Genomic DNA, 21,010 nt, shown 5'->3' on the forward strand with positions numbered 1-21,010 from the left:
CCCTTCCGCTCGGCTGTGTCCCGGCCGGCCGCGCACATGTGACGCGGATACCTCGGGAACCATAAAGTGGTTCAACTCACATGTCAACTTTTCGTCAGTACTGTCTGCCTGAGACGTCGGATATTCGACGATGACGTCGATTTGAGTCGACCTACGCCGGTAATTTGCGTGCGACGCCGGATCATGCTGCCGCCGAGGGTGCCCCCCTGCCACTACGGCCAGGCGCCCAGCGGCGAGGCAGGTGTTGTGACATCACCTGCTTGCATTCGAGGCGCGACGAGTCCGAGGTTGGTAGAATTGACGTAGATGTCGACATATTGACATATATGTTCACTTCTATCTAGCATTTGGTGTGGGCAAGGCAGGATTTTTAAGCACCACCGTCACCCCCTCCCCCGAGACCGGCGAGGACCTCAAGGATTTCCGGGTCCTTCGTGCTGTTGCCGATCGCGTGCTCTGGCTGTCGACGGCGATGGTGCATCATGCTAATCGCGTGCGGCCCAACGATTCCGGACTGAAGGTGGGCGGCCACCAAGCCTCGAGTGCGTCGATGGTGACCATCATGACCTCGCTCTGGTTCGACCATCTACAGGCCACCGACCGTGTCTCGGTCAAGCCACATGCTTCGCCTGTGCTCCACAGCATCAACTACCTGATCGGCGCGCTAGAGACGGGGCATATGAGTGCACTTCGCGAATTTGGGGGTCTGCAGTCTTATCCGAGTCGATCGAAAGACCCGGACCCCGTTGATTATTCGACAGGCTCGGTGGGAATCGGTGCGACGGCACCGATCTGGGGCGCGATCGCGCGCCGCTACACCAACAGCCACCTCGGCTGCGCCGGGATCGGACGTCAGTATTCGCTTGTGGGTGACGCAGAACTCGACGAGGGCGCGGTATGGGAGGCAATCCTTGACCCGGGCATCGCGGAACTAGGCGAAGTCGTATGGATCGTGGATCTTAACCGCCAGTCTCTAGATCGGGTGGTACCCAACATAGCTGCGCGGCGCTTGGAAGCCATGTTTGAAGCCGCGGGCTGGCAAGTCATCACCGTTAGTTTTGGCCGATTGCTGCAATCGTTGTTCAGCCGCCGCGGGGGGCAGGCATTGCGGAGCCGTATCGTGGCCATGGAAAACCCCGAATACCAGCGCCTGCTGCGCTGCAATGCTGAGCAACTCCGGCAACGGCTGCCCGGGGACAGCCCTGACAGCGATGAAATCGCAGGGCTGCTCGGGTCTCTGGATGACGCGAGCCTGACGGCGGCGATCCGCAATCTAGGAGGCCACGACCTGGAAGCTCTGGCAGATGCCTACAGTCAGATCGAAGACAACCGGCCGACCGTGATCCTCGCTTACACCATCAAGGGGTACGGCTTACCCACCGAAGGACATCCTCAGAACCATTCTGCGCTGCTCAGCCTTGAGGAATATCGCTCCCTGGCAGCGCGACTGGGCATGGATCCGGATCAACCGTGGCAACGATTCTCACCCGACACGCCGGCTGGACAGCTGTGCCTGGCGACAGCGCGGCGCTTGCAGCGCGGCCCCACAACCTACAGCGCCCCGCCCGTTACGCCCGTTGATTTCGGCCGAACACCAAAGGGTGTAGCGAGTACGCAAGCAGCCCTAGGGCGCGCGCTACTGGATCTCACCCGGGAATCGCCGGAAGCGGCAAAACGCGTTGTGACAGTGAGCCCTGACGTCAGCTCGACAACCAACCTCGCCGGGTGGGTGAACAAGGTCGGAGTGTGGTCGGCAACCGAGCGGCGCAATTGGTTCGCCGACGACGCCGCGACTCTCATGCACTGGAACGAACGGCCCGACGGACAGCACATCGAACTCGGCATCGCTGAAACCAACCTAGTAGGACTGCTTGGTGAGCTGGGCGCCACCTGGAATCGCTGGGGGCAGCCGCTTTTCCCGATCGGAGTACTTTATGACCCATTCATCGAACGGGCACTGGAACCGTGGTCATTCGGAATTTACGCCGGCGGACAGTCGATATTGATCGGCACCCCGTCGGGAGTGTCCCTGGCCGCGGAAGGTGGCGCCCACCAATCCATTAAGACCCCGTCCATCGGACTCGAGCAGCCCGGGTGCATCAGCTACGAACCAGCATTCGCCATCGACGTTGAATGGACACTGCTAGCTAGTATTGCCCGACTCGGTCGACCTGACGGCACATCGGCGTACCTGAGGCTGTCCACCCGACCAGTCGACCAGGCGATGGCGGCCGTGCCGGCTGACGGCGCCGCGCGTGAGCGACGTCGTCGTCAAGTCCTTGCTGGCGGCTACCCTCTTCGGCGCCGGGACGACGCTGAAGTAACCATCGCGGCGATGGGTGCGACCGTCACCGAAGCGATCCGGGCCGCCGACCGATTAGAGCAAACGCGCATTCGCACCAACGTGATCTGCGTAACCAGCCCTGGCCTACTGTTTGAGGCGTGGCAGGCCCGCCAAGGCCGGCATTCTGGCGAAACTTGGATACTGGACCAGCTTTTCGCGGACAATCAGGCTACTCCCATCGTCACTGTTCTCGACGGACATCCGCACACTCTCGCGTTCCTGGCTAACATTCGGCAGGCACGTCTGGCGGCGCTCGGCGTGAGCAGCTTTGGGCAGGCCGGAAAGCTCGACGAGGTGTATCGCTACCACGGCATCGACACCGACAGCATTGTGCGGGCGGCTCTTGATGTCCGCGGCCGGACCTGAGCCCAGCAGGTACACCTAACGACACGGCCGAATAGGTCCTCGCCCACCTGCAATCGACACGCACCCCATCGCGTCAGAGCATGAGAAGAAGGTGAGCGGCAGGTCTATCTTCGTACGCCTCTCTTGCGACATCACGGTTAGCGCGTGGTGTGCCACAGGTGAGCCATTGATCTCGAGCTCGCGGCAACAAGGCCGCAACGCGATTCTCCCTCAGGTTATCTAGGGTCCGCGCGCAGGGCGTCTTTATCCCACTGCGTAATGCGACATCCACTCAACGCGGAAACCCAGCTATACCAAACTGCGTGTCGCACGCCCGTCGCGCGCCGGTCAACCACGATAGGTTGGTCAGCTTCGATAACGAAGTATGACCCCACTTTGCCGATCTTGACATCGGCACTATTACCGGCGGTCTCGACGATTGATGTGTTCTCCGGGACATCAAGCACGTAGACGATGTTGCCCATCGCTTCTCACCTGCCCATGACCGAGGCAAGCGCTGCGGGCGGCTCAATCTCGGTCTGGGTGGCCACCCGCTCCACGATGAGTTCGGCCTTGCGTACCAGCAAGTCGTCCATCGTCGGATGGGGATTGGCCATGATGTCCAGGAGGGCATCAACGCTAATGTTGGCGTCGATATCCTCCTGCCCCAGGACTGGGCGCAAGGCGCGCGTCAACTCGAACATGTAACCGTTGGGGTCGGTGGTGTAGATCGACTCGATGGTCTCATGCTGCACCTGGAGCTCCACTGGCCACTCGCTGGCGTCAAGGCGCCTCCGGTACTCCATCAGCTCCTCGTGGGAGTCCACGTGAATGGCGAGGTGGCGTGATCGCATGAAATAGTTTGGTGTCTCATCCGAAAAGCGTGCGTGTACATCGCCTTTCGCTCCCGCCATCGGCATCTCCAGGCCGAAGTAATAGAAGAAGGCTAGCCGGTCCCCGTTGCCGATGTCGAAGAAGAAATGCACGAAGTCGGGATGATCTTCCGGGCCCCAGCCGGCCGCACACACCGCGTGTACCACCGGGAACCCGAGAGTGTCGCGGTAGAAACGCACCGTAGCAACAGGGTCGAAGGTCGGAAACGCAACGTGGTCAACACCACGGGCCGCATGCGTCATTGCAATCTCGTTCATCCCTACTCCTTAATCTTCATGAGACCACTCGCCGCGACGTGGTCACTCGTATCGAAAGACGACGAATCCCCTGGCCTGCTGCGCCGTCTTGGACAGCGGGTGGGTCTCAGTAACGCACGAGTCGTACCGGACGGGTTGCCTCGACTTCTCGGGCCGCAGCTGAGTCTGCGAGTCCTCTATTCCGCCCCGGAATCCACCCTCCATGATCGCGTCAAACACGGAACCCATGTGACCATAATGTCGGATTACTGACATTATAGTCAAGAAGGGGATGGTTCGATGCCGCCGTTCGTGGTGACGTGGATTGTTCCGTGGCCAGCCTAGACACAGAGTTCGAACCGGACAGACGTTTCAGCAAGGCGCCGAGCCATCTCAGCACCCTGCCCAGACCAGCACCTTTAATGAGAACAACCTGATCGGTGCAACGATGCATCACACTCCTGCCTTGAGTAATATTGTTGTGCCGCTTCGCCTTTCGGAATTGCGGTCACGACAAAGCCCGTGCGCCAACCACACTGTGGGCCGAGTATCATCGCGCACGGTCCCGTACCCTTGTCGCTAAGTGGAGCGCCGCTGCAGGACTGGGGGATTAGACTTAAACCCGGCCGCCGATCAGGTTCTACCGGCCGGGCCGGGCATCACGGCTTGGGAAAGTGGACGATTTGTCCCGTTGCAGGAGAGATCCCGCACCGCCAATGTTCACTGGCAAGTTGCATGCTTTGAGGATCGCGTAACTCGCGGCGGTAGCAGCGGAGACCACCGCGATGCCGCACTCGGTTTCGAGTCGCTGCACCAATGTCAGCGAGGGCATCTGCGAGCTGACCGAAATCACCAGAGCGTCTACGTCAGAAAGATTTAACGACCTAGCCGCATCAATGATTTGATCCTGGCGGATCTCGGCGATTGCGCCGTAGTCCTCGACACCCAACGCTGCCCAGTCGACTACCTCGAACCATTCGGACTGAAGGCATTCGATCACCGTCGCGGCTAAGGAACCTGTGTAAGGCAGCACCAGTGCAATTCGTCTGGCGTTCAATGCATTAAGCGCCTCGACGAGGGCCCCGACGCTGGTTCGAACCTTCGCTTGTGAGCCTCCCAGAGATAGTTGTTCAGCGATGAGGCTTTCAACGCGCCGGTGTTCGGCGGGACCGGCTGACGTGAGGGCCGCAACGTTGGCGTAGAGCACGACGTCCGGGTGTGCATCGGCAATCTCAATGATGCAGCGATCCCGCTGTGCGCTCATCGCGATTAGTCCGGCGGCCGAGACCCGCGGCATTCGCATTCTGCTGGAGTGAAAACTGAACGTGGCATCTGGCTGTCTAGCCAACAGTGTCGCCAGCTCGGCTTCGATGGTTACGTTGGAACTCGGCAGCACCACACCGACTCTGATCACTGGCATCGGTAGCGGCACGAACGATGCCGAGACGACCCAATCGACGGAAGTCGATGCTGAGGACACATCTCAGGGTGAGAGCACAGTGCTTGCCCGCGTGTCACGGCATCGCCGCCGGCTGACGGACGGGCGTCACCTCGCAGTGCAGCTGGGTCGCGCAGCGAGGACAGCAATAGGTTCGGTAAACGATCTCCTCATCGACGTAGGCCGAGCAGTCGGCCCACGTACCTGGAATCGCATCGATAGCTGCCTGCTCGCGGATCGCGACATGCTCGGTGAGATCCGATCCGAACCCGCCCAAGGTATGGCCGCACCAGCGGCAGGTGACCTCTGGTGTGTCACCGATCACGATGAGGCTCACGCTGATTGGGTTGCCCTCTGTCAGAGGCTCTTCGGCTGGCAGTGAGTAGCCGGGGCCGACACGTTCGATGCGGATCTGGTTGCGCCGGTTGAGTGTTCCGGGCTCATTAACATAACCGTCGTCGTTGATCAACACACCGTAGACCTTCTCGGCGGCCCGCCTGGTTACCTTCCCATTCCCGACATCATGTGCGACAGCCTCGGGCCGGCGCAGCAGCGGATCTCCGTAGCCGCCGCCGCCGGCGGCGTGGACGAACATCACATCAGTAAGGCCCAGGATCATTTCCGCTCGATTGGGCACAGGAATTGGGGTTCCGCCTAGCTCATCAATTGTTGACGGGATGACTCCGTTGGCGAACAGCTCGGCGACGTGCGCCTCCTGTACGACGATGTCGTGGGCAACCCCGCCGGGCAGCCCGCCCGCCAGGCCGGCGCTCTCCGCGCGCGCCTTGCCGTTGCCGGAGAACGCCGCCGACATTGGAGCCGGGGTGCCGTGCGGGATCAGGCATGTCGAGATTGACACCCCCCCGCGATGCTCACCGGCACCACCTGAGTCGGGTTCCTCGCGCCGCCACAACACCAGATAGGGCGAAAGGTATTCCTGCATTTCGACGTCGGGGGCGCGACCCATCGGGATCGGCATAATCCCGGCCGTGTCGCCGCCGTCGCTTGTGGCGTGCGCTCCGTATCCGCCGGCCATCATGTCGAACAGCATTGACACTGAAGGTAATCCGCGCTGGTCGATACCGGCCAGGGTCACGATGTCAAACGATCCGGTACAGCACGCCTGCACTCTGGGGCGCAGTTCCACGGAGGTATCAAGCATGCGGCCAAGGCACTCAGCGACCAAGTTGGAGGTGGCCCAGGCCGCGCTGATCGGCGCCCATCCCACCGCCGCGGGGTAGCTGGCATTGTTGATCGTGCCTTCTTCGCTGATCAACTTCAAGCAGCGCATGAAACCGCCTACCGACCAGGGGATGTCACCTGCCAGTACCGGCAGCAGCGCGAACATGATGCCGGCGCGCATCCCGGAGTACGGGCAGTTGATCATGCCGACCTGCGGATCTGTTCCGGTGAAGTCGAAGGTCATGTCGCTGCCGTTCTTGGTCAGAGTGAGGCAGATCTTGTGCAGCCCGCGGTCGCCGACTTCGGATTGCTCCATGTAACCCACGCTGCTCCAGGAGCCGTCAGGGATTGAGGTGAGCCGTGCCCGCAGCCGACCCTCGGCGTCGTCCATCATGCGCTTCATGACCGCTTTCACGGTGGTAGGGCCGTAGCGGCTAACGAGGTCGGACAGTCTGCGCTGGCCGACCTTGTTAGCACTGACTTTCGCCCTGATGTCCAGGTGGATGTGCATCGGGCTACGGGACCTGCGAGCGAAGTTGTCCAAGACGTCGTCTTGGATTTCTCCGCCGCGCACCAGCCGGATCGGCGGTGTCGGTACGGCTTCGCTGAACACGTCGGTGGCGGTCAAATTCGCCGAGCCCGGCTTAGCTCCACCGACGTCGATCTGATGGCACACCGCCGAGGTCCAGGCGAACAACTCCTCTCCGATGAAAATCGGTGCGATGATTGAGGTGTCGTTTTGATGCAGACCGCCACCGACCCACGGATCGTTGGTGAGGAACATGTCTCCGGGCCGAATCCCCGAATTGGCACTCCGGTGCTGCAGTATCCAGTAGATAGCTAGATCCATCGAGGCGACCAAACCGGTGTTGTAGAGACCGACCTGCACTTCCTGGCCTAGCTCGTCGCAGATGGCGAAGTCGAAGTCGTTGGCCTCGGTCACGCCCTGCGATCCAGACATCTTCTTGAGGGTCTCGCCCATCTCGTCTGTGATTGACCAAATTCGGTGTCGGATCACCTCATAGGTGAGTGGATCCAGGTCATCGAGTGCGGTGGAGGAAATCTCATGAAGGCGAAGCGACGGATCGATCCGGCCGCGCAGCTCGCCGAGCGGCAGCGGCCTGCTGGCGAAGCGCTCCGAACCTGGAACCGGCATCAAAAGTGGCTTATTCATTAGTGATTCCTAGTTGAAAGTTATCGTGATGTTGCCGTAGGTATCGACGACGGCCTCGTGGCCGCCGGGGATTGTCACGGTGGTGGTCGGTACTTCGACGACGGCAGGGCCGGGTAGCACGTGCCCGGCGCGCAATAATCGGTAGTCGTAAATAGCGGTTTCCTCAAAGCCGCGGTGAACCGAGAGAAAGACCGGTCGACGCTCTTTGATCGCGTTGCTGGCGTCGGGGTTGGATGCGGCTTCGTGCTTGACGGGACGCGGCCGGAAGGATAATTGCCCGGTCCCGCGCACGCGGTAGGTGATCATCTGGATGCCGACCTCTGTCAGGGCCGAACCTTCACCGTATATTTCGGTGTACCGCTGATCGAAGTTGGCGGCCATCAGTGCAACAGCTGCTTCGTCGATCATTCCGTCGGGGGCTAGAGCGCTGACCTCAAACATCTGCGCGGTATAGCGCGCATCAAAGGATCGGACTAGCTGCACCGAAGAATATTCCACGCCTTGGCGCTGCAGCGCATCGCTTACTTGCGCCTCGAGCCGGTGATAGTTGTCCCGCACCAGAACCGGATCCAACGGGAACGGGGCGGGGTTGGAACATTCCGCGGTCACCATCACGTCAGAGGCTGCCAGCCCAAAAGCGGAGAACCCTGACGCGGCTGCACCGAGAGGAACGATCAGACTCTTAGCTCCCAACTCGGCAGTGAAGGCCGACGCATGGATGGGCCCGGCGCCCCCGAAGGCGTACACCACGAATTCTCTTGGGTCATGGCCGGTTTCGATTACGACCTTGCGGGCCAGGTCCGCGGTCTGTTGATTCTGTACCTCGTATATCGCGGCGGCAGCCTGCTCGGCGCTGAGGCGCAGCGGGTGTCCGATCTTTTCTAGCAGGGCCTTCTTGGCGAGATCGACGTGGAGTTTGCGGCGGCCGCCGATGAAATAGTCGGGGTTCACAATTCCCAGAACCAAATCAGCATCGGTGACGGTGGGCTCGGTACCTCCCGCGCCGTAGGCGGCTGGGCCGGGCACCGCTGCAGCGCTTTGCGGGCCTACCCGCAGATTGCCGCCGGCGTCGATCCAGGCGATCGCCCCGCCACCTGAGCCGATGACGTCGACCTTGATTGTCGGCACGTTGATGGGGTGTTGATTAATGATGGTGGTTGACGACCGAATCGGGTCACCATCGACGATCATGCCGACCAGGAAGGTGGTGCCGCCAACGTCGGCTGTGACTACATTGGAGTGTCCTAGCTGTTGAGCCAGCCGGCTTGCGCCCACGACGCCACCGCTTAAGACCGAACCGATCGTGGTGATCGCGGTCTCTGGCGCTTCGGTAGCTGAGACGGTACCGCCGGAGCTTTGCATGATCAGCAGCGGCCCAGCCAACCCTCGCTCGAGGAGTTCTGCGCTGAGTGGTTCGAGATACCTACGCAGGGCCGGTCCGAGCTGTGTGCTCATGATCGTGGTGGCGTTACGCGGGAATTCGCGGATTCGCGGTGAGATGTCACTAGAAATTGCGACGAACATCTCTGGGGTGATGTCACGAACAATCTCGCGAATTCGACGCTCATGGATTGGATTGTGGAAGGACCACAAAAGAGAAACAGCAATCGCACCAATTCCGTCGGCCTTGAGCTGATGCACCGCGTCGCGGACCTCGTCCTCGTTGAGCGGAACCACGATGCGGCCGGCTTGGTCAATCCTCTCGGTCACCTCGAATACATGATTTTTCGGCACTAACGGCTGCGGTTTGCGAGTGAAGGCGATGTCCTGGGCCTCGTGTGCGGAAAGCCCCAAGTACCGGCCCTCCACATTCATGATCGCGATTGAATCGCCGTGACCCTTTGTAGTGATAAATCCAACAGGGTCAACATTGCCGGTCACTAAGGCATTGATGCTGGCCGTCGTGCCGTGGGCGACGTACGCAGTGTTTTCCAGCAGTTGTCGCTCCGCGATGCCCAATTCGTCGGCAAGCGCGGCGACCGCGTTCAGGACTCCATGAGCATAATTCTCGGGAGTCGATGCTGTCTTTGCCCCGACGATGTTGCCGTATTGGTCGGCGGCGACGGCGTCGGTGAACGTTCCGCCCACATCGATCCCAATGACGTAGCTCATGAGCATGTACTTTCTGCGTCGGCCCTACACAAGGATGCGTTCCTTGTTAAAGGCGGTATGGATTGACTTTTCCGCACGGTGTTTCGTCACAGTCGTTGAATAAGTGTGGCTGTTCCTAGGCCACCGCCGCAGCACATAGTGACGAGGCCGAATTCCCTATCTTCGTCTTCGAGAAAGTGCAGCAACGTGGTGATCAGTCGCGTGCCGGAGGCTCCCAGTGGATGCCCAAGCGCCATTGCCCCGCCGCGCGGATTGACTCGATCAGGATCGGGTTTGACCTCGTGCATCCACGCCGCTACGACCGCGGCGAACGCCTCGTTGATTTCGATGGCATCAATGTCGTCGATGGTCAATTTGTTGCGCTCCAGGATCTTCTGGGTGGCCGGTATCGGGCCGTGAAGCATCATTTGTGGGTCAACGCCGATAGTGAGATGGTCGAGAACTCGTGCCCGTGACCGCATCCCGAGTTCGCTGGCGCGCTCTCGACTCATCAACAAAGCGGCGGCAGCTCCGTCAGAGACTTGCGACGACGTCGCGGCGGTCACCAGCCCGTCGGGCCGAAAGACCGGCGGCAGCGCAGAGATTGACGCCATATTGGCCTCGGCCCGGATTCCTTGGTCTGTGACGATCTCGCTCTGACCCACGTGGACCGCGATGATCTCTCGCGCGAAGTTGCCGGCAAGAGTGCTCTGATGCGCTAACTGGTGAGAGCGCAGCGCAAGCTCATCCATCTCTACGCGAGACAGCGCCCATTCTTCGGCGATGCGTTCGGCGGCAGCACCTTGCCCCGTGAGCGTGTACGTGTCCGTCAATCCGTAGCGCTTTTGCATCGGCATTGTGATCGCGCGGCCGAACTCCTCTTGGGCGCGAATGCCGGCGGCGAAGGGCACACGGCCCATGTGCTCAACTCCGCCTGCAATCGCGATGTCCTGGATTCCGGCGGCGATCATCGCCGCAGCAGTGTTGAACGCGGTTTGGCCCGACCCGCATTGCCGGTCGATCGTCGTTGCCGGTACCTCCACGGGTAGCCCTTCGTGCAACCACCCGTTGCGAGCGACATTGCAGCCCTGTTCTCCAATTTGCTGCACACAGCCTGCGATAACGTCGTCGACCATCGAAGGGTTAACCCCGCTGCGGTCCAGAACCCCTCGATAAACTCGGCCGAGCAGCTCTTGTGGCGTCAGCTCGCGGTACTGTCCTTTGTCGGCGTGACCTTTGCCGATACCGGTCCGAACTGCTTCGACGATAACGACATCGCCACCTGAGCGCCCCTTCACGCGATGCTTTCCTTCATTGTCGACCGCACGGCGTCCCCTGTTGGAGCGCCCGTCGACAAGTCACTGGCGAGTTGACGCTTGTCGACTTTGCCGCTAGGGGTGGTCGGCAATGCGGCGTAGGTCTCAAGACGTTCCGGCCATTTGAACTTGGCGACCTCGCGGGCAGCCAAGAACTGCGTGATATCGGCAAGCGTGATCGGACTGGCCCCGTCGACCATCTGCAGACACAAACACCCGCGTTCGCCAAGACGCGGATCCGGCACAGCAACGAGCGCCGCGCGAGCCACACCGGGGACCTGTGCGATGAGCCCTTCGATCTCTGCGGCGTTCACCTTCTCGCCCCCACGGTTGACTAGGTCTTTGATCCGTCCCTCGAAGGTGTAGGTAACCGCACCGTCGATGGTTCGCCGCGCCACCAAGTCTCCGCTACGGATAAACCCGTCGGAGGTAAATGCCTCGGCGTTTCGGTCGGGCGCCTTAAGGTATCCACGTAGGGTCGTCGGACCGCAGTAGCAAAGCTCGCCGGGGACGCCGTCAGGAACCTCAGTCTCGGCGCCCGGTTGGAGTACTCGGATCACGTCGAAACTCGACAACGGTGTGCCCAATGCCTGAAAGCGAAAAGCCCGGGGGGCCTGCGGCCGGGTGACCATAACCAGCCCTTCAGTGGCCCCATAGAGTCCAAGTGCGCGAATTCCCTTGTCTTCAAATAAGTTAAAAGCTTCTTCTGTAACCTTCGCACCGGTAAGGACAACGCGCTCAAGATGTTTGGTGGCCGCTGCGAAGGCGGGATGACCGCGCCATTCGAGCGCCAACGACGGGTAGGTGAGCACGTCGGTGGCGCGTGCCGCCGCCATCGCGGGCAGCAGTTGGTCGGCTTGGGGCCCCGAGAGGACGATCGCGGCGCCAACCGAGTGCGCGGCATGGACGCCGAGCACTATGCCAGCGTTGTGCACGATCGGCAGGAAATGCATGACCCGGGCACGACTGTCCCATCCCAGTGCCTGGGCATAGCTTGCCGCGTTGTACCAGTAATCATCGTGAGTTCGGGGGATGACCTTCGGCGTTGAGGTGGTCCCGCCCGAGAGCTGAAACACCGCAACATCATCCCCATGTGTTGCCGCCGCGATGTTTTCGACGATCCGGCGTGCTTGTGATGCCGAGAGACCGGCTCCGAGTGATGCGACTGCGGTCGCCTCGCTCGACCGTGCTGCGGAGCGGATCGTCAGCAGTAACCGGGGGGTGCTGCTCGTTGCCGACATGCGCTTCGCGAAGGACAACAGGTCGTATTTCTCATAGGAAGCGTCGACGATGTGCGCGCGGGCTTCGACGATGTCACCGATCTTGGCGATCTCATGGGCGCGGTGCACCGCCAGGGTAGCCACGGGGATCGCTCCGGATTTGATGACGCCGTACCACGCCAAAATCGCTTCCATGGAGTTGTCGACCTGCAGCAAAATCGCGTCGCCAGGCTCGATGCCGGCTTGCGCAAGGCCGGCACCGATCCGATCGGTGTGCTCGTCCAAACCACGGTATGTCAGCAGACCGTCGGGCCCGATCACGGCGGTCGCGTCCGCGTGCATGGTCGCGCTGCGGTGCAGCTGCTCCCCGATGGAGCACTGGGCCCACACCCCAGATGCCCGGTAACGGTCAGCGACCGCCTGCGACAGAGCAGGAATGTCGTCTCGCCAACGGTCGACTTTCATACTCGGCAGCTTCTCCCTTGCTCGTCGAGAGGGTCTTGACACGGGTGACGTATGTTGCGCAGCAGACCTCCGGGCTGGCCCATACACAGCCCGCCCCTGTGCCTCACGTCACTGATGGTGCCCGAAACTCGACATATATGTCAATAGTTCGTCTGCTGTGACAGTAAACGTAGCCTTAGCCGGTACAGTCGACTGTCATGGCAGGCATGACAGGCGCCGGGAGGGCGCGGACTGGCACTTCTCAGCGGCCGCAGAGAGCAAAGTCGACCACCAACGGACGCTCCAGGATGCGCAGAGACACAGTCGAAAGCCAGATCTTCGATGCCGCGGCACGGCTCTTCGCCGAGAAGGGCTACGGCGGTACGACTCTGTCGGATATCGCCCAGGCGATCGGGGTGAGTCGCACCGCTGTCTACTACTACGTTGCCAGCAAGGAAGAGCTGCTCAGTCGCGTTGTGCACGATGTGACCGACGCCGGCTACGCGGTTGTTTCCGAAGAGATCAAAGCTCGATCGTCGGCCCCCGAGCGGCTACGCCGGATCGCGGTGGGCATGACGCAGCTCATCATCGCCAATCCCGCCCGCTTCCGCTTGTTGTTGCACAGTGAATCAGCGATGCCAGACGACATCGCGCACGCGCACCGCGAGACGCGCCGCAAAGTCTTAGAAGTCTTGATTGCACTCATCGAAGAAGGCCAGCGCTCCGGCGAGTTTCGCCCCGTGCCGGCTCGTGAGGCAGCTCTGGCGTTGCTCGGCATGTGGAATTGGACGGCGTTCTGGGTCCATAGCAGCACCCACGATCTCGATGAGATCGCTAACGTCTTCGGTGAACTGGCGGTGCGCGGCCTTGAATCACGCTCCTCGCCTGCAGGATCCAGGACACCACTGGACGTCATCGGTGCTGCCCAGGAAGAGCTCGCCGCACTGGCGGTCATGCTGAAGGGAAGCCCCTCGAGCGGCTCCTGACGGTGCCGCTGTTGCTGCAACGCTGCACCGAGTTACTTTGGTATGCGCGGAAAAGATTGCTGGGTAATGTTTTACCGAGTAACTGCGATAGCAGATCGACCGCATCGAGTAGCGCGCCTAGCGAGATCCCTGTCGCGATGCCGGACTCCTCGAACATATACGTCAGCTCTTCTGTAGCAATGTTCCCGCTGGCGCCGGGCGCGAAGGGGCACCCGCCCAATCCGCCGAAGGAAGCGTCGAAACTACGCACACCCGCCTGCCACGCGGCCCACGCACACGCCAGTCCTGCTCCGCGGGTGTTGTGGAGGTGTACCCCGATGTCGAGTCCGGCGACCACGTTGCGCACCGCAGTAACCAGGTCGACAACGCGTCCAGGTGATGCAGTCCCGATGGTATCGGCCAGACAGAGCCTGGTCGCACCCGCGGCAGCTGCGCGAGTCGCGACGTCCAGTACGCGATGTGACTCGGTGCGACCCTCGAACGGGCAGTCCCATGCCGTCGCCAGAATTACCTCGAGGACACCCCCCTCGCTGCGGCACATAGTGGCGATGTCTGAGATCAACGCGACTGACTCTTCGGTCCTGCGCCCAACGTTGGCGAGGCTATGGCCGTCGGTGACAGAAATGACGTACTCCAGCCGGTGCATCCCCGCAGCCAGGGCTCGGCGCGCACCGCCACTCCCGGCAACGAGCGCGGTAAATTCGATCTCCGGCCAGTGCTGCAATTCGGCCGCGAGCTCGGCGGCATCAGCCAGCGCCGGAACAGCTTTCGGTGATACAAATGACGTGGCTTCAATCCGCCCGACTCCTGTGGCTGCCAGTGCCTCCAGTAGCGCGACCTTGTCGCGCAGCGGTATCGCGGACTCTAGCTGCAGTCCGTCACGCAGCCCGACTTCTCTAATATCGATCTCCGGTTTATCGCCCATTGACCCGCTCTTTCCAGCAGTTGAGAGCACTGTCTGTCAGCACAGTTGTTCTATTTCCTCCGCGGACATACCGAGCACACCACTCAGCACCTCGGCGGTATCCTGGCCCAGCTCTGGCCCGACATGGCGGATCGGCAGGGAACATTCATTGAGCACAGGCACCACACCGGGAAAAGCGACGCGGGCAGATTCTGCGTTGCCGGTATCGACCTCGAAGTACTGAATCATATTGCGCGCCAACAGCTGTTTATCAGTCGCGAGGTCGGCGGCGCTATAGACGGGGCCAGCAGGGACCCCGGCGTCGTCGAGGCATGCGAGTACCTCCGCACGTCTTCGGGACGAGACCCACGCAGCGATCGCATCGTCGAGCTCGTCACGATAGTTCCAGCGATCGCTGTTGGTCACTAGCCTTGGATCGCCGGCGAGATCTGGGCGACCTATGACTTTCATGAATCGCCGGAAGATGGCGTCGCCGTTTCCGGCGATGACGACGGTGTCGCCATCCAGACACACATATGCATTCGAGGGAGCGATGCCTTCGATTCGGCCCCCCGCACGATTACGCAGCACCCCGTAGGCGTCGTAATCAGGGACGAGAGATTCCATCACGGAGTACACCGCTTCATTGAGAGCGACATCGACCTCCCGAAAACATGGCTTGGCTAAAGGGGATTCGGTACTTCCCTGTGCAGATTGACGGGCCAGCAACTGCATCACCGTGCCGAAAGCGGCATACAACCCGGCGATAGTGTCACCAATCGAGACGCCAACCCGAGACGGTGGGTGATCGGGCTCTCCGACCAGCGCACGCAACCCCCCCATTGCCTCCGCGACAGCGGCGAACCCCGGCCGCTCGCGCAGCGGCCCGGTCTGCCCGAAAGCCGACACCCGGGTCAGGATGAGGTCGGGATTAGCCTCGGCTAGTACGTCTGGTCCCATCCCCCACTTCTCAAGGGTTCCGGGCCGGAAGTTCTCGATGACCGCGTCACAGTGCCCAATCAAGCTGAGTGCGGTTTGCCGGCCAGGGGTGCTGCGCAGGTCGAGGGTGATCGACTTCTTGTTGCGGTTGATCGTGCGATAGAGCATCGACGTGTCACCGCGATACAAACGCCATTTGCGAATTTCGTCGCCCACTCCGGGCCGCTCCACTTTGATTACCTCAGCACCGAAATCGGCCAACAGCCGACCTGCAGTCGGCGCGGCGATGAAGTTGCCAAGTTCCAAGACCCGATAGCCTGCCAACGGCCAATGAACCGCCTCACGAGGCCCGCCCGCACCGTTGATGCTCATGCGGGCGGCACGAGAGCGAAGCGTTCGTTGAGCCATTCTGCGACCACTTCGGCAGTCAAGTCGCTCCCCAGCGGCTCGCCGGGATTGATGGCGCCGCCGAAATGGGTGCCACGCACCCGGCGGTTAGTCATGTCCATCGATCCCAACGCGTCACGCATCCGGGCCGACACGCTCGGGAATGCCGCCTGATCGCCGGTAAGCTCCACAAACAGCGCTGGAATCCGCACCCCTGGCGCACACCGCACGAAATCGGCGTTGGAGCTCAGCCCAGACCACGTAGACAACCACGAGTCCGGCGTGCACAACCGTCCAAAGCCCACCATCCCGTGATTGATCAAGTCGGGACGACGGCCGAACACCGAACCATAAGGGCGGTCGTTGGGGTCTAGGGACAGGTCCACGGTTCTCAAGTCCGCGTCGGTCCGATAGACGGTAATGATCCTTGGCACCAATGCGCGCCGGCGGTCGAGGGGATCAGAGCTTTGCGCGAAAGCCTGGCGGGCGGCTATCGCTTCTGCGACGTACTGGCGGGCCACCTCGTCGATCCGTGCGACTCGTTCATGCTGGGCATGCGTATAACGCTCGATGAAATCCGCAGCGTAGGTCGATGATTGGGGCGGCTCGATGAATCCGTTGGCTGGGTTGAAGGCATAGAGGTCGGGGTCGATTGATAGCGGATCGGACTCGTCGGTGACGGAAGGGTCGATGCAGCGCAGCAGGAGTTGACCCTGTCCGGGGTGGGGCGCCCAGAAAACGATGCCATCGAACTCCGGCATGCTTGCCTCGGCAAGGTTGATTGGCCGGCCCGACGGCGTCTTGGCGATGCGCTGTTCAGGAGGAAGACCAGCCTGCTCGCTGTAGAAGGCATAGAGGGTGCCACCGCCGGAATGCCCAAGGGCGACAACGGATTCAAAGCCGCAGTCCCGCAGAAACTCATTTCCGGCCGCGACGTCGAGCAGGGTCTGCTCGTGAACCAAGGAGATGTCGTTGTTCACCGAGCGAGGCTGCTGGGTCCACACCGCAACGCCGGTACGTAGCAGGAGCGGGACCAGGGCATGGTGAGTGACATCGGCTCGTGGATGCATGAGGCAGACCACAGTTCGAGCGTCGGGGATCGTGCGCAGCACACCTTGAAGCTGTGCTCCGTCCGCGGTCTGGAGTTGATGCACTCTCTCTACAGTGGCGTCGGGGTACTTGGCCGCGGTGATAGTGCGTCCTTCGCCCAACCGTTGAGGCGTTACGGCAGGAGTCGCCGCCCCAGTTATCTTCGTGCTCGATCGCAGTGGGGAGTTGTGATTGCTGCTCAATTCATCTTCCTTCCACGTTTTGCGCTACTGCTTCAGCGGGTTTGACCACTAAATTTGCAGCGCAGCTGCACGTTTGACTCTCACGTCCCAAGCGCCGCTTAGCGTTCGTCCACCAACTGATCAGGCAATGGTGTCGGCCAGTTCGGTCGCTGCCGCGCCAGGATGTTCCTCGACCGACAACGTGCAGGCGAAGTCGATGCGGCCTGCGACCAGCCCCGCGGCGACGTCTTCGATGTCCTCGGCGCCCGCATCGATGGCGACGAGGCATCCGAGTTCCATACGCATTCGCTCGGCGACATGCAGCCTGTTGAGCACAGCACACCGGTCGCGTTCACCTGTCAGCACGACACAGTCGGTCCCGTCGCCAAGAGCGCGCCTGGCTTCAGCGACGAGTGCATCAGCAATCTCACCCCACGGATCATCGACGTCGACCACGATCGTTTCCGGACGGCGCCCGCTAAACATCGCCAATACATCGCGGCGTGAAAGTATCTGCGAGGCAAATGTTTCCGACCTCCACCGGAAGGGCCGATTGACGATCCACTGTGCAAGCCCGGCCTCGGGAAGATCCGAGCTGTCCACTTGTGCCCAGCTCGCGACCGCGGGTCGGATGAGGTCGCCGCTTCTAGCCAAGGCGGCGTCCAAAGACACGTGGCCGCCGCGCGTCAGATATGCCACGGCGAGCCGTTCACCCTCGAGATGCAACCGTCGCGGAAAAGTGTCCCACCAACGCTGACTGCGAAGTGCTAACTCCTGAAAGGCCGTCACAGCAGGCCTACGGAAGGCATCGTATCTTTCGAGGCAATCGCGGATTTCCCTGTGCGGCCACGCATTAAGTGCGTCGGCGAGCGCTATAGCAGAGTCCAAGGTCAGTTTGGTGCCTGACCCCAGCGAAGGGTCGGCGGTTGCGGCAGCATCACCAAGCAGTGCGATGTTCTCGTGGGTCCAGGTTTCGCAGAAGACAGTACGGAAGTGGAACCATTTAGAGCGGTTCCCGTGCAGCATCTGCCCATCCAGCAGGTCGGCGAAAGCATTCGACAAGTATTCGATCGAGTAGACATCATCGTCCACAGTTGGCGAAACATGGTCCAAGCCTGCGTTTCTCAGCGTCTCTTCAGTCGACTCGATGACAAACGCCGAGCGGCCGGTGGCGTAGGGATATGCATGTGTCGTAAAAACTCCATGCTCGGTAGCCACCGGGGCGAATATTGCGCCCGGCAACTCGAGGTCGGCGCCGCACCACAAATACACGCCCCTCCCTTCGATGACTCTTGCACCGAACTGCGCGGCATATCGGTCGCGTGTCGGGCTCGAGACCCCGTCGGCGGCGATTATCAAGTCGGCCGAGCCGCGAAATTCGTCGACGTCGGCAGCTCGGCCATTTTCTACCACCACGCCGGCTTTAGTAGCCTGATCACACAGGAGCCGACGCAATTCGGGGCGGGAGATCGCGATACCGCTGCTGAATCCCGGCAGCCGATAAGTGCCCCGCGGAAGACAGAAGCTGGCTTCGTGGAACCGCAGCGCATGCTCTTCGAGTAACTCACGCGTCTCTGGATCGTGAACTCCAAGCACCTCTAATGCTGCGCCGGAAAGCCCCACACCGAAGCCCAGCGTGCCATCGAGATCCAGCCGGTCATGCACCGAGATCGACCACGTGGGGTGGCGAAGCGCCAACAGACGCGATACGAACAGCCCCCCGGGTCCACCACCGATCACCGCCACATTCAGGTCCATGTAGACGATACTGTCAAACTATCGACGTATACGTCAATCTCGATCGCATCCGGCCACGTCGGTGCCCGATCAATTGGCGCCATGCAACCCCATCTGGCGCGGCACCCAGCCAGAAGGGATGGCAGCACGTGGAGTCGACACGCAAGTCAGAATATTGACGTATAAGTGGGTGCGCAAATGGGGTGCTCACCGACACGTACGCGGCGGGTACGTGCTGCAGAGGCACGTCGGTTCACAAACGCCTCGCTCTGCTTGTGGCCGGGGGCCTGTGCCGTATGCGGTGGTTGTCGCAATCTGCGCAGGCGATGACCCCATCAAGGTTCGTCACCGGCACGGCGCGCCCAACAGCACCGAAGACCGTCACCCCACCGGGCCCAGGCGGCATGATGGATTGATGGCAGTGCAGCCACCGCCCGACCTGGTGGAAGACCCGAATCCGGAGCCTCGCGCGTTGCTGCCGATGCTGCGCTGGGTCGCCGTCATTGGTCTGATCGCCGGCGCCGTGCTGTATTCGAACTGGCTGCTCGAGATCTTCTACACCCGCACGTTGCCTGACCCTGACCTCTACATCAGCGAACTCTCGGCCCCCGACCAACCGCACGGCGGGTGGTTTCGTGGCGGAGACCAAGCCTCGGCCGTCATATTGCTCTTCGCCGCGGCCGCCGCCTTGATCGGCGTTCGGAGCTGCAGATGGGCGCGCACAGGTTGGTGGGCACTGGGCGTCTTCGCGCTCGCGACACTACTGGACAGCACCGTATGGCGATTGGTGTGCGCGCCGAGCTCGGATGCCGGGTGCAAAGCCCGCGAAGCCTCCGGCACCGTGCCGATCGGCCATCAGCTGCACTGGCTCAGCAGCGGAATGGGCCTGGCCGCCGCGATCGCGTCGTTGCTGGCCTTCGTAATAGCAGACCGTCGGGCCGATACCGAGGCGCTGGTGCGCCACCTCGGGACCTTCATGCTGGCAGCGCTGGTGGGAACGGCGAGCTTGACCGGCGTCGCGATCATCATCGACGAGACCGACCACGTGGGCGTGATCGGCATCGCGCAGCGGGCTGAATTGGTCGCCTTCGCCGGCTGGCTGATCTATGTCGCCTTGCGCACGGCGCGCACCCCATCCGTCCGACATCCATGACCCGGCACGTCGATGTCGAAATCGGCGACTATCGCGTGCGAGTCCTCGTCGACGGCAACACCGGTCTGGTCGTGGTGCTCTGCAGCGGACTCGGCGGTCGCGCGCTGCACTGGACCGACACCGTCGAAGACCTGAAAACCGATCACACCGTCGTCCGCTTCGACAGACCCGGAACACCGCGCACCCGCGTCCTGCACTGGCATCCGACGGTCCGGGGCGAGGCCGACCGAATCGCCGCCGTACTCGAGGCCATCACTGGACCCCGGCAAAGCGGCGAGAAAGCCGTCGTGGTGGGACATTCGGTGGGCGGGTTCTACGCCGAGGGGTTCGCCCGCCTGCACCCGGACCGCACCCACGCATTGTTGCTACTGGACTCCAGCATCGCCACAAGCAAGGCGCGACTTCCATTGCGGCCCAAGCTCGCTGCCGTCGGCGTGGCGACGAGGCTGCTGGACGCATCGCACCTTCGGACACCGCTGGCCCGGGCGGCGCTCTCGCTGGTGCAGCGACGACGCCCCGGCGGGCTCGACAGCCCGATGCGCTCACAGCTGAGCATCGCCGCAACCGAACCGGGAATCGCGCGCGCGGTCCTCGCTGAATACGTCGCCTACCCCCAGCTCGGGGCCGAGCTGCGCGCACTACGGACCACCAATCCGTTGCCACCCGTGCGGTGTGTGGTGGCGACGGCTCACACGGGTTGGCGCTCGCTCGGCTGGCGTGGCCGACAGATCAGGTTGGCCGAGGCGCTGGGCGCCGAGCACGTCACCATCGCACCCGCCGGGCACCTGGTCATGGTCGAACAGCCGCAGCGCACCGCGGGGATCATCCGCGCGCTGGCCCGCTGAGCACCCGCCGACCGTCCGAGCATATTTCCACGCAGGCTGAACAAAAACATTCAGAAGCACTTTTCGGAACCCGTCGAGTCTCTTGGAATCCGCTATGAAATCCC

The 21,010-nt window shown here is 61.8% G+C and carries 16 protein-coding genes; 4 read left to right on the forward strand and 12 right to left on the reverse strand.

Translation table 11 applies throughout. The annotated features are described in order from the left end of the window. Positions 1–352: 352 nt before the first annotated feature. Entirely contained in the window at positions 353–2,710 is a 2,358-nt protein-coding gene (locus H0P51_RS20600) for a transketolase-like TK C-terminal-containing protein (RefSeq protein ID WP_246398110.1), read from the forward strand. A gap of 215 nt (positions 2,711–2,925) precedes the next feature. Here the strand turns inward: H0P51_RS20600 and H0P51_RS20605 are convergent, their stop codons facing one another. The 8 genes from H0P51_RS20605 to H0P51_RS20640 all read right to left on the reverse strand — a co-directional run bounded on the left by H0P51_RS20605 (position 2,926) and on the right by H0P51_RS20640 (position 12,705). Further along, positions 2,926–3,174, reverse strand: a complete 249-nt coding sequence (locus H0P51_RS20605; protein ID WP_180914734.1) for a hypothetical protein — start codon at positions 3,172–3,174, stop codon at positions 2,926–2,928. A gap of 6 nt (positions 3,175–3,180) precedes the next feature. Beyond that, positions 3,181–3,840 carry a VOC family protein gene (locus H0P51_RS20610; RefSeq protein WP_180914735.1) on the reverse strand — a complete coding sequence of 220 codons (660 nt, stop codon included), beginning with the start codon at positions 3,838–3,840 and terminating at the stop codon, positions 3,181–3,183. 42 nt (positions 3,841–3,882) lie between these two features. Continuing rightward, on the reverse strand, positions 3,883–4,068 hold the full coding sequence (locus H0P51_RS20615; RefSeq protein WP_180914736.1) for a hypothetical protein: 186 nt from the start codon (positions 4,066–4,068) through the stop codon (positions 3,883–3,885). Positions 4,069–4,459: 391 nt separating this feature from the next. Next, the gene (locus H0P51_RS20620) at positions 4,460–5,239 is read right to left on the reverse strand and encodes a maleate cis-trans isomerase family protein (RefSeq protein ID WP_180914737.1); all 780 of its coding nucleotides are present in this window, start codon (positions 5,237–5,239) and stop codon (positions 4,460–4,462) included. A gap of 94 nt (positions 5,240–5,333) precedes the next feature. After that, a complete protein-coding gene (locus H0P51_RS20625) occupies positions 5,334–7,613 on the reverse strand; it encodes a hydantoinase B/oxoprolinase family protein (protein WP_180914738.1) in 2,280 nt (759 codons plus the stop codon). A 9-nt stretch (positions 7,614–7,622) separates the two neighbouring features. Continuing rightward, entirely contained in the window at positions 7,623–9,725 is a 2,103-nt protein-coding gene (locus H0P51_RS20630) for a hydantoinase/oxoprolinase family protein (protein WP_180914739.1), read from the reverse strand. Between the two features lie 86 nt (positions 9,726–9,811). Further along, positions 9,812–11,002, reverse strand: a complete 1,191-nt coding sequence (locus H0P51_RS20635; protein WP_180914740.1) for a thiolase family protein — start codon at positions 11,000–11,002, stop codon at positions 9,812–9,814. Further along, a complete protein-coding gene (locus H0P51_RS20640; RefSeq protein ID WP_180914741.1) occupies positions 10,999–12,705 on the reverse strand; it encodes an AMP-binding protein in 1,707 nt (568 codons plus the stop codon). The genes H0P51_RS20635 and H0P51_RS20640 overlap by 4 nt, the downstream gene beginning before the upstream one ends. A gap of 287 nt (positions 12,706–12,992) precedes the next feature. Between H0P51_RS20640 and H0P51_RS20645 the strand changes: the two genes are divergently transcribed. Further along, positions 12,993–13,670, forward strand: a complete 678-nt coding sequence (locus H0P51_RS20645; RefSeq protein ID WP_180914742.1) for a TetR/AcrR family transcriptional regulator — start codon at positions 12,993–12,995, stop codon at positions 13,668–13,670. Here the strand turns inward: H0P51_RS20645 and H0P51_RS20650 are convergent. The 4 genes from H0P51_RS20650 to H0P51_RS20665 form a co-directional block, all read right to left on the reverse strand. Next, positions 13,636–14,595 carry a hydroxymethylglutaryl-CoA lyase gene (locus H0P51_RS20650; protein ID WP_180914743.1) on the reverse strand — a complete coding sequence of 320 codons (960 nt, stop codon included), beginning with the start codon at positions 14,593–14,595 and terminating at the stop codon, positions 13,636–13,638. The two genes, H0P51_RS20645 and H0P51_RS20650, sit on opposite strands and share 35 nt — an antisense overlap. Before the next feature lie 36 nt (positions 14,596–14,631). After that, on the reverse strand, positions 14,632–15,885 hold the full coding sequence (locus tag H0P51_RS20655) for a CaiB/BaiF CoA transferase family protein (RefSeq protein WP_180914744.1): 1,254 nt from the start codon (positions 15,883–15,885) through the stop codon (positions 14,632–14,634). Further along, positions 15,882–16,970: an alpha/beta hydrolase gene (locus H0P51_RS20660; protein WP_246398112.1), complete on the reverse strand. Its 1,089-nt coding sequence runs from the start codon at positions 16,968–16,970 to the stop codon at positions 15,882–15,884. Before H0P51_RS20660 ends, H0P51_RS20655 begins: the two co-directional genes overlap by 4 nt. Positions 16,971–17,312: 342 nt before the next feature. Then, positions 17,313–18,836, reverse strand: a complete 1,524-nt coding sequence (locus tag H0P51_RS20665; protein WP_180914745.1) for an FAD-dependent monooxygenase — start codon at positions 18,834–18,836, stop codon at positions 17,313–17,315. Positions 18,837–19,323: 487 nt separating this feature from the next. Between H0P51_RS20665 and H0P51_RS20670 the strand changes: the two genes are divergently transcribed. Further along, positions 19,324–20,061, forward strand: coding sequence for a DUF998 domain-containing protein (locus H0P51_RS20670; protein WP_180914746.1), 738 nt, complete (start codon positions 19,324–19,326; stop codon positions 20,059–20,061). Next, a complete protein-coding gene (locus H0P51_RS20675) occupies positions 20,058–20,906 on the forward strand; it encodes an alpha/beta fold hydrolase (protein ID WP_180914747.1) in 849 nt (282 codons plus the stop codon). The genes H0P51_RS20670 and H0P51_RS20675 overlap by 4 nt, the downstream gene beginning before the upstream one ends. Positions 20,907–21,010: the final 104 nt, after the last annotated feature.

It is taken from the genome of Mycobacterium vicinigordonae, assembly GCF_013466425.1.
GTDB lineage: Bacteria > Actinomycetota > Actinomycetes > Mycobacteriales > Mycobacteriaceae > Mycobacterium > Mycobacterium vicinigordonae.

Bases quoted from the DNA above. Each gene is read 5' to 3' on its own strand.
- H0P51_RS20620 (WP_180914737.1), bottom strand. From the start codon at position 5,239: ATGCCAGTGATCAGAGTCGGTGTGGTGCTGCCGAGTTCCAACGTAACC.
- H0P51_RS20650 (WP_180914743.1), bottom strand. From the start codon at position 14,595: ATGGGCGATAAACCGGAGATCGATATTAGAGAAGTCGGGCTGCGTGAC.
- H0P51_RS20610 (WP_180914735.1), bottom strand. From the start codon at position 3,840: ATGAACGAGATTGCAATGACGCATGCGGCCCGTGGTGTTGACCACGTT.
- H0P51_RS20655 (WP_180914744.1), bottom strand. From the start codon at position 15,885: ATGAGCATCAACGGTGCGGGCGGGCCTCGTGAGGCGGTTCATTGGCCG.
- H0P51_RS20630 (WP_180914739.1), bottom strand. From the start codon at position 9,725: ATGAGCTACGTCATTGGGATCGATGTGGGCGGAACGTTCACCGACGCC.
- H0P51_RS20670 (WP_180914746.1), top strand. From the start codon at position 19,324: ATGGCAGTGCAGCCACCGCCCGACCTGGTGGAAGACCCGAATCCGGAG.
- H0P51_RS20640 (WP_180914741.1), bottom strand. From the start codon at position 12,705: ATGAAAGTCGACCGTTGGCGAGACGACATTCCTGCTCTGTCGCAGGCG.
- H0P51_RS20660 (WP_246398112.1), bottom strand. From the start codon at position 16,970: ATGCATCCACGAGCCGATGTCACTCACCATGCCCTGGTCCCGCTCCTG.
- H0P51_RS20645 (WP_180914742.1), top strand. From the start codon at position 12,993: ATGCGCAGAGACACAGTCGAAAGCCAGATCTTCGATGCCGCGGCACGG.
- H0P51_RS20675 (WP_180914747.1), top strand. From the start codon at position 20,058: ATGACCCGGCACGTCGATGTCGAAATCGGCGACTATCGCGTGCGAGTC.
- H0P51_RS20625 (WP_180914738.1), bottom strand. From the start codon at position 7,613: ATGAATAAGCCACTTTTGATGCCGGTTCCAGGTTCGGAGCGCTTCGCC.
- H0P51_RS20615 (WP_180914736.1), bottom strand. From the start codon at position 4,068: ATGGGTTCCGTGTTTGACGCGATCATGGAGGGTGGATTCCGGGGCGGA.
- H0P51_RS20605 (WP_180914734.1), bottom strand. From the start codon at position 3,174: ATGGGCAACATCGTCTACGTGCTTGATGTCCCGGAGAACACATCAATC.